The following is a 15,301-nucleotide window of genomic DNA, read 5'->3' on the forward strand; positions in this document are numbered from 1 at the left end:
CTAATGAAAATAAAAAAGCCCGCAAATTTGCGGGCTTTTTTATTAAAAACTTATTTAAAATCAAAACAAGCGATTCATACCATTAAGCGCAGCTACGCGATATGCTTCAGCCATGGTTGGATAGTTAAATGTCGTTTCAACAAAATATTTCAAGGTATTATTTGGGCTGTGCATAACTGCCTGCCCGATGTGGATAATTTCGGCAGCGTTATTACCAAAACAGTGAATACCTAAAATTTCCATAGTGTCGCGGTGGAAAAGAATCTTTAATTCACCAACTGTATCACCCGTAATTTGTGCACGAGCTAAATGACGGAAAGAAGCTTGACCCACTTCATACGGAATTTTTTCTTCCGTTAATTCCTGTTCATTTTTACCAATTGATGAGATTTCCGGAATGGTATAGATACCAGTTGGAATGTCTCGTACTGGTTTCGCATCTTCACCACTCATGTTAGCACCAGCACAGCGCCCTTGGTCATAAGCAGCCGAAGCAAGTGAAGGCCAACCAATCACATCACCAGCAGCATAAATATTTTCAACTTCAGTCTGGTATTGATCGTTTACAGAAAGTTGACCACGGCTGTTTGGAACTAGTCCAACGTTCTCAAGACCTAAACCTTCTGTATTTCCTGAACGGCCGTTACACCAAAGAATAGCATCAGCTTTAATTTTTTTACCACTTTGTAAATGTAGAACCACATGGTCATCAAACGTTTCAAGATGATCCATTTGCTCATTGTGGCGAATCAATACTCCCTGTTCACGTAAGTGATAAGACAAAGCATCAGCAATTTCATCATCTAAATAACTTAATAGTTTTTGCTGAGTATTGATCAAGTCAACTTTATGATCTAAACCAATAAAGATTGAGGCATATTCACAGCCAATAACGCCTGCGCCATAAATGATGATCTTCTGAATTGAGTAATCAAGATCAAGAATCTTATCCGAATCAAACACACGAGGATGATCGAAGTCGAGACCTTGTGGATGATAAGGACGACTACCTGTTGCAATCACGATTTGCTTACAAATAATGGTTTCTTTAATGCCTTCATGGCTAAAAACTAAAACTGTATTTTTGTCTTGAATATATGCACGACCGTGGAAGACACCAATCTTGTTGCGGTCATAAAAACGTGTATGTGTATCAACCTGTTGTTGAATCACTTTGTGTGCATTACGCAAAACCTGTTTCATGGTGAACTGTTTCCACTCACCTACTTTTTGAAACATTGGATCACGTTGATAGCGAATAATACTAGAAACTGTTTGACGTAATGCTTTACTTGGAATCGTTCCTACGTGTGCACAGTTACCACCCAGTTGATCACGCACATCTACAATTGCAACACGCTTACCAGCTTTTGAAAGCTTCATTGCCGCGCCTTCACCCGCAGGTCCAGAACCGAGAACTACCGCATCGTATTTAACGAAATTCCCACTAACGACCTCTTTTTTACGTGGCATTGAAAGCTCCTTCCTCTCTTGAATGACCATATTTTATAATAGATTATGACTAATATGCGGTGAATTTATGTATTTCTCAACCCTATATTTCTGAATAGCCACATTTATTATATGAATAGTTATTTTCCGCTATTAACTGAAGAACTTCGCTATAATACAATGTCAATGTCTCTATAAACGAGTGGAAAAGTTAAATATGTCAGAACACCGTAAACCAGAACAGGGTGTAAAACTTCGTGGCGCAGAAAAGGTCGCAAGAATTCCTGTAAAAGTTGTACCTACGGTTGAAGTGCCGCGTAAACCTGACTGGATTCGTGTCAAGATGACGGCACCAGAAGAAGTTCAGCGTATTAAAACGACTTTACGTGCTCAAAAACTCCATACCGTTTGTGAAGAAGCTGCTTGCCCTAACCTGCCAGAGTGTTTTGGTGGCGGTACGGCAACATTCATGATCATGGGCGATATTTGTACACGCCGTTGCCCTTTCTGTGATGTTGCACATGGTCGTCCAAATGCCCTGGATGCTGATGAACCTCGTCACATGGCAGAAACCATTTCTAATCTCAAACTCAAGTACGCAGTAATTACTTCGGTTGACCGTGATGACTTACTTGACGGCGGTGCACAACACTTTGTGGACTGTATTAAAGAAGCTCGTGCACTTAGTCCGACGACACTGCTTGAGATTTTAGTACCTGACTTCCGTGGACGTATGGATATTGCTTTACGCATTATGACCGAATGTCCGCCAGACGTATTTAACCATAACATTGAGACTGTACCTCGCTTATATAAAGCAATGCGTCCAGGTTCAGACTACCAACACTCTTTAAATTTATTAAAAATGTTTAAAGAATATTGCCCAGATATCCCAACAAAATGCGGTTTGATGGTCGGTATTGGTGAAACTGAAGAAGAAGTCATTGCATTACTTGATGACTTACGTGCTCACGATGTTGACTATGTAACGATTGGCCAATATTTACAGCCTTCTAAACAGCATGCACCAATTGACCGTTTTGTAACGCCAGAAGAGTTTGAACGTTATGCAGAGCATGGCCGCAAACTTGGTTTTAGAAATATTTGGTCTGCACCAATGGTTCGTTCAAGCTACTTTGCTGATCGTCAATACCATGGTGAACCAGTACCAGAAGTTCGTCGTAAAGTAGATCCAGCTAAAAAAATTGCTGTTCAAACCATCGAAGCTTAAAAGTTAAATATCTATGAAAGCCCTCTAATACAGAGGGCTTTTTTATTTGTATAAGAAAATCAATAACATTTCTTGACAAATCGATAAAACAACCCATTACACTTTCACTGAAAAATATCTTATACCTAAAAGTACGATATATCCCTGCTCTAGCATATACATCAATATTTGCGACATAAAAACTCAAATTTAAACAGCATCAAAATAGCTAGTTAAGCCTTAAATATCTCCTCGCTTTTGTAACGTCATCCACCTGAGGGCTTAGCTAGTAAGGAGCAAGTATGATTTTCCTACTCTTTATATTAAGTATTATTATTCAGCTTATTGCAGTATGGGCAATTTTCTTTTTTAACTTAAATAAAGTTCTTGGTAGCGGTGTGGCTATTATTGTTGCCATACTTTCAGCATTCTTGCTAACACCATGGTCTTTGCTTTTAGGTATTCCAATTATTGCGCTCAGCATCATTATTTTAGTTGAGCCATTACGATTTAACTTGATTACTAAGCCAGCCTATAAAACTTTAGCAAACTCAATGCCAAGCATTAGTACTACAGAACAAGAGGCTTTAGAAGCAGGTACAAGTTGGTGGGAAAAAGAATTATTTATGGGAGCACCTGACTGGTCGCAATTTGAAAAGTATCCCTACCCAAAATTGTCAGAAGAAGAACAAAGTTTTATCGACAATGAAGTTGAGCTACTTTGCAGCATGCTAGATGAGTGGGAAATTCATCATCATTTAAAAGATCTTCCACCTGAAGTTTGGCAATTTATTAAAGACAAAGGTTTTTTAGGCCTTATTATTCCAAAATCCTTTGGCGGTAAAGAATTTAGCTCATTCGCACAAAGCCGAATTATGAGCAAAATTGCTTCACGCTCACTCACCACCGCTGTGAGTTGTATGGTTCCTAACTCGTTGGGACCGGGTGAGCTACTCATGCATTACGGTACGGATGCTCAAAAGCAGCAATATTTACCGGGCCTTGCTAAAGGTGAAGAAATTCCATGCTTTGGTTTAACCAGTCCAGAAGCAGGTTCAGACGCTGGTGCCATTCCAGATTCAGGCGTTGTTTGTTATGGTGAATATGAAGGTGCTCAAGTTCTTGGCCTCCGCATGAATTTCTCTAAACGCTGGATTACGCTTGCACCAATTGCCACAGTCGTAGGTCTTGCTTTTAAACTATATGACCCTGAAGGGTTACTTGGTGATAAAAATAAAACTGAATACGGAATTACTTGTGCCTTAATTCCTGCTAGTCATGCGGGTGTAAAAATAGGAGCACGTCATTTTCCAGGTTCTCCATTTATGAATGGAACAGTAGAAGGTGAAGATGTTTTCATCCCAATTGACTGGATTATTGGTGGGCAAGAAAATGCCGGTAAAGGCTGGCGAATGCTGATGGAGTGCTTAGGCGTTGGTCGTGGTATTTCCCTTCCAGCTTTGGCAACAGCAGCAGGTGAAATGAGCTATTTAACCGTTGGTGCTTTTGCGAAAATTCGCCAACAATTTAATATTTCTGTCGGTAAATTTGAAGGCGTACAAGAAGCGACTAGTGAAATTGCCAGCGATGCCTACATGCTTGAAGCATTCCGTTATTTAGTGACATGTGGTCTAAATCAAGGTGGAACACCTGCCGTGATGACGGCCATGGCAAAATATTATGCAACTGAAACCATGCGTAAAGTGGTCAATCACGGAATGGATATTGCGGGAGGACGTGCAATTCAACTTGGACCACGTAACTTCCTTGCTCTCACCTATCAAGCAATTCCAATTGCAATTACGGTAGAAGGCGCAAATATTTTGACCCGTTCATTAATGATTTTTGGTCAAGGTTCAATGCGTTGTCACCCTTACCTTTTTGAAGAGCTTCAACTCCTTCAATCTGAGGATAAGAACACTTCAGTCAAAAAATTTGATGATTTATTATTTAAACATTTAGCCTATACCTTTAACCGAGGCGCAAAATCATTTGCTTACGGTTGGACAGGTGGCTCAAGCGATGCTCCTCAATCAGTGGATCAATTTACTGCCAGTTACTATAAAACGATTAACCGCTTTAGCGCCAACTTTGCACTTGTTTCGGATATGTCCCTTGGTTTACTTGCAGGCGACCTAAAACGCAAAGAAATGTTGTCAGGACGCTTGGCAGATATTCACGCTCACCTTTTTATTTCTACTGCAATTTTAAAGTTTTATGAAGCTGGCCAAAAAACTGAAGCTGAGCAACTTCACGCTAAATTAGCTCTTCAAAAAGCGTTCTTGAATATTCAGGAAGCATTTTGGGGATTATTTGAAAACTTCCCAGCTAAACTTCCAGCAGCATTTGTAAAATGGATCTGTTTCCCTTTTGGTCGTGTCATTTCAAAACCAGATGACGAACTAAAACAACAAGTCGCTGAACTTATGATGCAAGAACATCCTTTCAGAGAGCAGCTCAAACATCACGTGTTTTATTCAACCAAAGCCGATGATGTGACTGGACGTTTAGAACATACATTCCAAATTTTACGAACGCTTGAACCGCTTTGGGATAAGTTTAAAAAAGCTGAATCTAAAGGCAAATTTACAGGACTTACTTTCGAAGAGAATATTGCACAAGCGATAAAAGAAGGTTTTATTACTGAAAGCGAAGCTCAACAATTATTGCAATACAACGCAATTCGATTCGACAGCATGCTTACAGATGTTTTTGATGAAAATTTAGATAAAGATCTTCCTTTGTCGAACCCTCATCAAATTTAGTGACTGATGCCTCCACTAATTCACTATTGCAAACACTCTTGATTCGCATTAATTAATAAACAGCCATAAAAGCGTCAATCGACGCTTTTATTTTTAGGAGAAATGAATGTCTAAGCAAGATTACGAAAATGGATTAAAAGTTCGTACAGAAGTGATGGGAGAAGCTTTTGTAAAACGTGCCCAAGAAAATACCGTACCCTTTACCCAGCCCCTACAAGACTGGATTAACGAACATGCATGGGGTTCGACTTGGCAGCGTGAAGGCGTATTACCGCGTAAATATCGTTCATTAATTACTTTGGCAATGTTAACCGCACTTAAGTCACCAACCGAACTTAAAGGCCATGTTCGTGGTGCGCTTAACAATGGCTGTACAGTTGAAGAAATTCAAGAAACGTTATTGCATAGTCTGCCTTATTGTGGCGCTCCCGCTACACAAGAAGCTTTTCGTGCCGCTTTAGAAGTGATTCAAGAATATCAACAAAAATAATTTCAATATGAGCCAGCACCCTACTGGCTTTTATTAATTCAATTTAGTCGAATGCATCTGAAAATTACGGTCATCAATCACGATAGCCTGACGACAGATCCCTTCTACTTGACGTTGCTTTTCAAAAACAGATGCTGACATCGGCTCAAAACTATCAAAGAAACAGATATTTTTTTCATCTATTGAATACACGAGTGACTGGTTCCCCACTCCAGCTAAAGTGTCGTAATAGACAATGACCATTTTGCCATTTTGAATTTCAGCTTGAATATCCTGATAGCTCAATGCTGGCCCCATTGGTATTTTCAATACACTTGCTTCTTTATAACTCATGCGTTCGCTTGAGCTAATATTGGGGTCTTTATCTGAATGAAATGACACATCAAACCCAAGTTTCTTTAAAGCGACCGCTAAGGCAATACTATAGGTGCCGTCTTCATCATACCGACAAACTTGAATTAGCTCGTCAATATTAATTTGCACACCATGATGCCGAAGCACCATCCAAACCGCAAAAACACCACAGTTTGCTTCGAGGTTTGCTAGAGCTTGGGGAATATTTACTGCCATAATTTGAATCTATAAAGATAATTAGGCAGATAATAAACAAAACTGGATTGGCACTAAAAGCTTTTCCAAGTACAATGTTGCGCTAGTCGAGGGATGCTGCGACAAATGATCGGCACTAAAGATCAATTTGCCAGGCTCGACAATCGGTTAAACACTCGTTTTAACCAACAACGGCATCCGCGAACAGAACGATCCATACTATTTTTTCCTAGGAGATCCTGATGAACGCGGTTAATGCTTCATTTACAGATTATAAAGTTGCTGACATCTCACTTGCTGACTACGGTCGTAAAGAAATCAAACTTGCTGAAGCAGAAATGCCAGCTCTAATTGGTTTACGTAAACGTTATGCGGCGTCTAAACCACTTGCTGGTGCAAAAATCCTTGGTTGTATTCATATGACCATTCAAACAGCGGTTCTTATTGAAACGCTTATTGAATTAGGTGCTGAAGTTCGTTGGACTTCATGTAACATTTTCTCGACTCAAGACCATGCTGCTGCTGCAATTGCTGCTCGCGGTATTCCTGTTTTTGCTTGGAAAGGCGAAACTGAAGAAGAATATGTATGGTGCCTTGAACAACAAATTAATGTGAATGGTCAGCCTTGGGATGCCAACATGATCTTGGATGATGGCGGTGACTTAACTGCTCTTGTTCATGAAAAATATCCAGCTCTTTTAGAACGCATTCACGGTATTACCGAAGAAACTACAACAGGTGTTCAACGTCTTATCGAAATGTGGAAAGACGGTTCTTTGAAAGTACCTGCAATCAACGTAAATGACTCGGTTACTAAATCTAAAAACGACAACAAATATGGTTGCCGTCACTCATTAAATGATGCAATCAAACGCGCAACTGACATGCTTTTGTCTGGCCGTCGTGCGCTTGTAATCGGTTATGGTGACGTTGGTAAAGGTTCTGCTCAATCTTTACGTCAAGAAGGCATGATCGTTCGTGTAACTGAAGTTGACCCTATTTGTGCAATGCAAGCATGTATGGACGGCTATGAAGTTGTATCTCCATACAAAAACGGCGTGCAAACAGGCAAAAAAGAAGATATTAACCAAGACTTACTTGGCAACACTGACCTTGTTGTAACAACAACTGGTAACTACCACGTATGTGACGCTGCAATGTTAGATAGCTTAAAAGCTGGTGCAGTTGTATGTAACATTGGTCACTTTGACACAGAAATCGATACTGCTTATTTACGTGGTTACAAGTGGGTTGAAGTTAAGCCACAAGTTCACCAAGTTTATCGTTCAGAAGATGAAAATAACTACCTTATTCTTCTTTCTGAAGGTCGCCTTGTGAACTTAGGTAATGCAACGGGTCACCCATCACGTGTAATGGATGGTTCTTTTGCTAACCAAGTGTTAGGTCAAATTCACTTATTCCAAGAGAAATTTGCTGACCTTCCTGCAAATGAAAAAGCTGCGAAAATTCGTGTAGAAGTTCTTCCTAAGAAACTTGATGAAGAAGTTGCTGCGGCAATGGTTGCAGGTTTCGGTGGTGTACTTACCCAATTAACTCAGGAGCAAGCCGGCTATTTAGGCGTTGCTGTTGAGGGACCATTCAAGTCTGACGCTTACAAATACTAAGAACTTAAGGGCAGACGGTAAACCGACTGCCCTTTTTTCTAAAAATATTGTTTCGCTGTTTACAAGGATTTGACATGACTAAACGTATACCCATTTCTTTTGAATTTTTCCCACCGAAGACTGATGCCGGTGCTGAAAAACTTCGTATTGTTCATCAAGAATTACAACTATTAAATCCAGATTTCTTCTCGATTACTTATGGTGCTGGTGGTTCTACGCGTGAACGTACGCTTGCTGCTATTGACGATTTCAATGGTAAAGGAACACCAGTTGTACCTCACCTTTCGTGCATTGGTGATGATAAAGCGCGTATTGCTGAACTACTCGACCTCTATAAAGCACAAGGCATTAACCGTATTGTCGCTTTACGTGGTGACTTACCTTCTGGTCAAGTTGGACTTGGCGAACTTCCTTATGCTCAAGATTTAGTACGTTTTATTCGTGAGCATTCAGGTGATCATTTCCATATTGAAGTTGCAGCTTATCCAGAAATGCATCCTCAAGCTGAAAATCTTGATTCAGATATCCAACGTTTTATAGAAAAAGTACAAGCTGGTGCTAATGCAGGAATTACTCAATTCTTCTTTAATCCAGATTCATATTTTTATTTTATGGAGCGCTTAGAAAAAGCTGGAGTTAATATTCCGGTGGCTCCTGGCATCATGCCGATTACCAATGCCAGCAACTTAATCCGCTTTGCTGATGGTACGGGGGCAGAAATTCCTCGTTGGATTCGTAAGCAATTACAAGCCTATGGAGATGACAGCGAGAGTATTAAAGCTTTTGGTCATGAAGTTGTTGTGAAGCTATGTGAGCGCCTCATTGCAGGTGGTGCACCAAGCTTACATTTCTATTCAATGAATCAAGTCGAACCAACTCGTCAACTCGTTGTTGATCTTGGTTTAAATTAATTTTGTAAGGCGTACCCAATGAACCGTTTTTTTATCGAAACTGAACTTACAGTTGGTTCAACTATTCAACTAACTGAATCAGTATTTCATCATTGGGTGCGTGTTTTACGTGCACAATTACAAGAACAAGCGACTCTCTTTAATGGTCAAGGCGGCGAATATCTGGCTACATTGACCGAAATTAATAAAAAAAATGCTTTTGTCACAATTGAGAATTTTAACCCTGCAAATCGTAACGCCCCATTTAAAGCAGTTCTGGGACAGGTCATGAGTAAAGGTGACCGCATGGATTATGCCATTCAAAAAGCCACTGAACTGGGTGTAAGCCAAATTCAATTGCTTACCAGTGACCGCTGTGAAATGCGCTTAAAATATGATCGAGATCAAAAAAAATTAGATCACTGGCAAGCGGTTGCAATTGCAGCATGTGAACAATGTGGATTAAACCTAGTTCCAGAAGTCTTAGCGCCCATTTCTCTAAGTGAATGGATAAGTTCTTCTGAACTTCCTCAATCTAAATTTGTTTTAGCACCAGAAAAAGAACAAAGAGATGTATTGGCCGGTATTCAACCCGAACTGGCCCTTTTGATTGGACCAGAAGGCGGTTTAAGTGAAAATGAAATTACTCAAGCCAATCAAGCTGGTTTTATGAATTGGTGTATTGGTGACCGCGTCTTACGTACAGAAACTGCGCCTGTAGTTGCCTTGTCTATTTTAAATTATCGATTTTTATCCACCTGAGTTCATTGAACATTGATTAAATCGTTATTTAAAGTTAATTTACTTTTATTGTATGAATAAAATTTCAAATTCTTTATCACTGATAAATCAGATTCTTTCTGTATATATGTAAAAAAATAGGATAGAAAAATCTTATGTCTGGGCTTCAGGAAGAATATCTACAGCATCAAACGAAAATTGAACAGCTTAGACTTTCAATTCAATATATACGCTGGTATTTGATTAGCTTAATATTACTCTGCCTGATTTCATATGCTATTTTTTCCTATTATTTTTCATCATCAATAACAACATTTAGTTGGTCTATGGGCCTTACTATAATATCTTTTATCTGCTTATGGTTTATTCCAAATATTTTAAACCATTACCGTACTATTGATTTTATTAAAAAAGCCGACCTTATCTTACAAAGTATTTGTTTTATTTCAGGAATTTTACTTGGAATAAACGTTACAGTTATTCATTTTTATCTTCCGGCAGAATTGGTTGCCCTACCAGATGCTCATATTTTAATTGCTTTGTTTATTACTTCTGCTCATATCATTGGACTGACCTTTTTAACGCAACAACCCCGATATTTCTATCTTTTATTCATTCCCAGTACCTTCCCCCTATTAATTGCTCAATTTACACATACGCCCATTACTCAACTACCTTTTTATTTCGCTTACAATATAGCTTTCGTCGCTACTGTACTCTGCGCATACGCAACTCAACGTAACTATAAAAAGATTTCTCAACTATTATTTAAAAATAAACAGCTCGTTCAAATTTCAGATCAACATACTCAGTGGGCTGAAGAGTTATGTGTACAGCTGCAACAAGAAGTAAATAAATCAAAAGATATTGAAGCCCAGCTCCAATTTAATAACCATTTGCTTGAACAAAAAGTACGAGAGCGCACTTACGACCTCACCAAAATGAATGAGCAATTGGAAAGCCATCATTACAATTTAGCTTTTGCACATGAAACTGCTGGTATTCGGCCTTGGGACTGGGATATTGAAAATCAAAAATTAGAAATTACGTTTTTCGATCAACAAAAGCAAACACAGACAACCGTTATTCATCTCAATAGCATTTTAGACCGCGTACATCCAAGTGATAAAAAACTTTTTGAAGAGCGTTTAAAACAACATATAGAAGGAATTACAGATCATTTTAATATCAATTTCAGGATATTACGACGAGATGGTTCATGGCGATGGATTCAGGATGTAGGGCGTGTCATTACAAGAGATCCTAAAACACAAAAAGCACTTCGTATGGTAGGTATGACCCGAGACATACATCAAGAGAAAAAAGATCAAGAACACTTAAGGCTATCGGCAATTGTGCTTGAACAAGCAGCCGAAGGTATATTTATTCTAGATGAGCACCTAAACTATATTGATATTAATCCTTACTACGAAAAATTAACTGGATTCTCTAAATCAGAACTATTAAATAAAAAATTATTTAGCATTGCGATGAATCAAAAAGAATTACAACAACAATTTCATACTTCAATTACCCAACAGCTCCTCGAAACTGGAGAATATATGGGCCAATTTGATGAAAAGTTTAGTTCTGGCAAAAGCGTATATTTGTGGTTACACATCAATGTGGTTAAAGATGAATTCCATCAAATCACAAATTATATTGGATTCGCACGTGACCTCACTGAGCAAAAACGTCAGGAACAGCATCTATCCTATTTAAAAAATTATGATAGTCTCACTCACCTGCCTAATCGTCTTTACTATTACAATCAATTACATCAATATCTTGTAAACCCTTCATATAACATTAAAAATTTAGCTCTAATACGAGTAAATATTGACCGCTTCCGTGCATTTAATGAGTTTTTAAATAATGATAGTGGCGATGAACTGCTTAAACAGTTTGCTCAGCGTTTACGCTTAATCAATATTAATGCAATTTTGGTTGCCTATTTAAATAGTGACGATTTTGCAATTATTTATGAAATTTCTCCCATTCATCCAAATATTGAGCAATATTGCCAAAATATTTTACAAGCACTCAACGCACCTTTTTATATTGATAATCACGAATATTTTATTACGGCATCAATCGGTGTTGCATGCTTTCCTGAGCATGGCCGACAAATTGATCATCTTAACAACCATGCAGAACAAGCACTTTCAGAAGCAAAACGCTTAGGAGGCAATACCATTTCTTACTATTGCAATAAAGCAGAGCATCCATATAAAACTGCTGATTTAGAACAAGAGTTACGCAAAGCCATTCAAAATGATGAATTTGTCGTTTATTACCAACCAAAAATTAGTCTACTCGATCATTCAGTGATAGGTTTTGAAGCATTAATTCGTTGGCAACATCCCGAAAAGGGATTAGTTCTGCCAAATATGTTTATACCTTTTGCTGAACGTAGTAGCCTGATTTCGGACATTGGTAAAGTCGTTTTAGATAAAGTTGGAAAACAGCTCCAAGAATGGAAAAGCCAAGGCTACACAAACATTCAAGTTTCAGTGAATATTGTTGCCCAGCAAATACATCGTGGCTTATTACTTAATGATCTAGATGAGGTTTTGCAAAAATATAATATACAAGGTTCAGATCTAGAACTTGAGATTACTGAGTCGGCTCTTTTGGACAATACTGATAACGTTAAAACGCTATTACATGCAATAAAACAGCGAGATATCTCAATTGCTCTAGATGACTTTGGTACAGGTTATTCCTCTTTAGCTTATCTGACAGAATATCCAATTGATGTATTAAAAATTGATCGGGCTTTCATTTCTAAAATCGGTGATCACAAACAAGAAGCTATTGTAAATGCCATGATTGCAATGGGTAAAAGTATGGGACTTAAACTGGTGGCCGAAGGTGTAGAAACAGAGGAACAAGTTGCCTATTTACAAAAACAGCAATGTGATTTTTTACAAGGCTATTTCTTTAGTCGGCCGATCCCGGCTGAGCAGATTATTCCTTATCTACAAACAAATCCGCCTACTTTTTAATTGTTCTCACAGACTATTTTCACATATGCCGCTTTTTCCAAAAATGAGCGTTTTTGACTGTGAGAAATAAAGAAGTAGTGTTATATTCTTTAGCATTTAGCTCACTACAGGGCTATTGGCAATTCGTCTACTATTCTCTTAATTGATAAAAATTAAAGCATAGTAAAATAACTGAATTGCCTTCTCCCTGAATGAGTGATTTGACTAGTTTGCTTTTTTGTATCAAATAGAGACTCAGATGGACGATCAATCTTTAAAACAGGCCGCTTTAAATTACCATGAATATCCAAACCCAGGGAAAATCAGCGTCACCCCAAGTAAGCAACTTGTCAACCAACGAGATTTGGCTTTAGCCTACTCACCAGGAGTTGCCGCGCCATGTTTAGAGATTGAACGTGATCCATCAACTGCTGCTAAATATACAGCACGCGGAAACTTGGTTGCTGTAGTAACTAACGGTACTGCTGTTCTTGGTTTAGGTAATATTGGCCCATTGGCTTCTAAACCTGTAATGGAAGGTAAAGGCGTTCTTTTCAAGAAGTTTGCTGGTGTTGACGTATTTGACATCGAAATTGCAGAAAACGATCCAGATAAAATCGTGGATATTGTTGCCTCTCTTGAGCCAACTTTCGGTGGTATCAACCTCGAAGACATTAAAGCGCCAGAATGTTTCTATATTGAAAAGAAACTTCGTGAACGCATGAAAATTCCTGTATTCCATGACGATCAACATGGTACAAGTATTATTGTAGGTTCAGCTTTGCTCAATGCATTGCAACTTGTAAATAAAAAAATTGATGAAATCAAAATCGTTGCTTCAGGTGCAGGTGCAGCAGCACTTTCATGTTTAGACTTGCTTTGTGCGCTTGGTGCTAAAAAAGAAAATATTATTGTTGCCGACTCTCGTGGTCTATTAACAACTTCACGTGAAGGCCTAGACGAATCTAAAAAACGTTATGTTCAAGACATTACAGCATCTCAGCTTCATGAAGTAATGGCTGGCGCTGATATGTTCTTGGGTCTTTCTGCTGCTGGTATTCTCACCAAAGAAATGGTGAAACAGATGGCTGAGAACCCTATTATTTTTGCTTTGGCGAACCCAGATCCAGAAATTTTACCTGAACATGCACATGAAGTACGCTCTGACGTCATTATGGCAACTGGTCGTTCTGACTATCCAAACCAAGTAAACAACGCATTATGTTTCCCATACATTTTCCGTGGTGCACTTGACGTTGGCGCAACTACAATTAATGAAGACATGAAAATTGCATGTGTACATGCAATTGCGCGCATGGCTCATGTAGAAGCTGATGCAGCAACATATGGTGAAAAATCTGCTTCATTTGGTCGTGACTATTTAATTCCACGCCCACTTGATCAACGTTTAATTTTAGAAATTGCCCCAGCTGTTGCTAAAGCGGCAATGGACTCAGGTGTAGCAACCCGTCCTATCGAAGATTTCGCTGTATATCGTCAAAAATTGTCTGAGTTTGTCTATAACTCTGCATTCTTGATGAAGCCAATTTTTGCTCAAGCAAAAGCTGATCCAAAGCGTATTGCATACGCGGAAGGTGAAGACGAGCGCGTATTACGTGCAGTACAAATTGCTGTTGATGAAGACTTAGCTAAACCAATTTTAGTAGGTCGTACTGCTGTAATTGAAGCTAATATCAAAAAATTAGGCTTACGTTTACAACACGGCGTAAATATTGAGATCGTAGACCAAGAACAAAACCCGATGTATGAAGAGTTTTGGAAAGACTACTATCAAACAATGCAACGTAAAGGCATTACTGTTGAATATGCTCAACGTGAAGCTCGTCGCCGTTCAACTTTAATTGCATCTTTACTAGTTAAATTCGGTAAAGCAGACGGTATGTTATGTGGTACTTACAGTAGCTATAACATTCACCTTGACTTTGTACGTAATGTTATCGGTCTTAAAGAAGGCATGAACAACTTCTTCACATTAAATGCATTAATGCTTGAAGATCGTAATTTGTTTATTGCAGATACCTACGTAAACACTAACCCGACTGCTGAACAACTTGCTGAAATGACTATTTTAGCAGCTGAAGAAGTACGTCGTTTTGGTATTACTCCACGCGTAGCACTTCTTTCTCATTCAAGTTTTGGTAGCGACCAAACTGATTCAAGTGCTCAAAAAATGCGTGAAGTTTATCGTATTTTATCTGAGCAAGCTCCTGAGCTTGAAGTTGAAGGTGAAATGCATGGTGATGCAGCATTAGATGAAAACATTCGTCAATTTGCATTCCCGGGTTCACGTTTTAAAGGTTCTGCAAACTTGCTCATTATGCCAAACCTAGATGCAGCAAATATTTCATTTAACTTGTTGAAAGCGACTTCTGGTAACAACGTAACAATTGGTCCAATTTTGCTTGGCGCAGCAAAACCTGTTCATATTTTGACACCGACTGCAACTACTCGTCGTCTTATCAATATGACTGCTTTAACTGTTGCTGAAATCCAACAACAAGAAAAGTAATTTAGAAACTGCTTTTTACGAAAAGCCACTCTAATGACTTGAGAAAACCTCTATTCTGTAGC

General features: G+C 38.7%; 10 protein-coding genes. 8 read left to right on the plus strand and 2 right to left on the minus strand.

The genetic code is table 11. From position 1 onward, the window contains the following. Positions 1-60: 60 nt before the first annotated feature. Positions 61-1,473, minus strand: a complete 1,413-nt coding sequence (sthA, locus tag OD757_RS03165; RefSeq protein ID WP_263030835.1) for a Si-specific NAD(P)(+) transhydrogenase — start codon at positions 1,471-1,473, stop codon at positions 61-63. A 196-nt stretch (positions 1,474-1,669) separates the two neighbouring features. Between sthA and lipA the strand changes: the two genes are divergently transcribed. From lipA to OD757_RS03180, 3 genes are all read left to right on the plus strand, one after another. Next, the gene (gene lipA, locus OD757_RS03170) at positions 1,670-2,683 is read left to right on the plus strand and encodes a lipoyl synthase (RefSeq protein WP_263030836.1); all 1,014 of its coding nucleotides are present in this window, start codon (positions 1,670-1,672) and stop codon (positions 2,681-2,683) included. Positions 2,684-2,964: 281 nt separating this feature from the next. Further along, positions 2,965-5,427: an acyl-CoA dehydrogenase gene (locus OD757_RS03175; protein WP_263030837.1), complete on the plus strand. Its 2,463-nt coding sequence runs from the start codon at positions 2,965-2,967 to the stop codon at positions 5,425-5,427. Positions 5,428-5,533: 106 nt separating this feature from the next. Next, positions 5,534-5,917: a carboxymuconolactone decarboxylase family protein gene (locus tag OD757_RS03180; protein ID WP_000043120.1), complete on the plus strand. Its 384-nt coding sequence runs from the start codon at positions 5,534-5,536 to the stop codon at positions 5,915-5,917. A 33-nt stretch (positions 5,918-5,950) separates the two neighbouring features. Here OD757_RS03180 and OD757_RS03185 read toward each other — a convergent pair whose 3' ends face one another. Then, positions 5,951-6,487: a cysteine peptidase family C39 domain-containing protein gene (locus OD757_RS03185; RefSeq protein ID WP_263030838.1), complete on the minus strand. Its 537-nt coding sequence runs from the start codon at positions 6,485-6,487 to the stop codon at positions 5,951-5,953. 221 nt (positions 6,488-6,708) lie between these two features. Between OD757_RS03185 and ahcY the strand changes: the two genes are divergently transcribed. From ahcY to OD757_RS03210, 5 genes are all read left to right on the plus strand, one after another. Then, complete coding sequence (ahcY, locus tag OD757_RS03190; RefSeq protein WP_009390035.1) at positions 6,709-8,091, plus strand: adenosylhomocysteinase; 1,383 nt, start codon at positions 6,709-6,711, stop codon at positions 8,089-8,091. Between the two features lie 74 nt (positions 8,092-8,165). Next, complete coding sequence (metF, locus tag OD757_RS03195; RefSeq protein WP_263030839.1) at positions 8,166-9,002, plus strand: methylenetetrahydrofolate reductase [NAD(P)H]; 837 nt, start codon at positions 8,166-8,168, stop codon at positions 9,000-9,002. An 18-nt stretch (positions 9,003-9,020) separates the two neighbouring features. Continuing rightward, entirely contained in the window at positions 9,021-9,743 is a 723-nt protein-coding gene (locus OD757_RS03200) for a 16S rRNA (uracil(1498)-N(3))-methyltransferase (RefSeq protein ID WP_009390018.1), read from the plus strand. 134 nt (positions 9,744-9,877) lie between these two features. Continuing rightward, positions 9,878-12,730, plus strand: a complete 2,853-nt coding sequence (locus OD757_RS03205; protein WP_263030840.1) for a putative bifunctional diguanylate cyclase/phosphodiesterase — start codon at positions 9,878-9,880, stop codon at positions 12,728-12,730. A gap of 238 nt (positions 12,731-12,968) precedes the next feature. Continuing rightward, positions 12,969-15,239: an NADP-dependent malic enzyme gene (locus OD757_RS03210; RefSeq protein ID WP_009389996.1), complete on the plus strand. Its 2,271-nt coding sequence runs from the start codon at positions 12,969-12,971 to the stop codon at positions 15,237-15,239. The last annotated feature ends 62 nt before the right edge of the window (positions 15,240-15,301 follow it).

The organism is Acinetobacter sp. AYS6, assembly GCF_025630795.1.
GTDB lineage: Bacteria > Pseudomonadota > Gammaproteobacteria > Pseudomonadales > Moraxellaceae > Acinetobacter.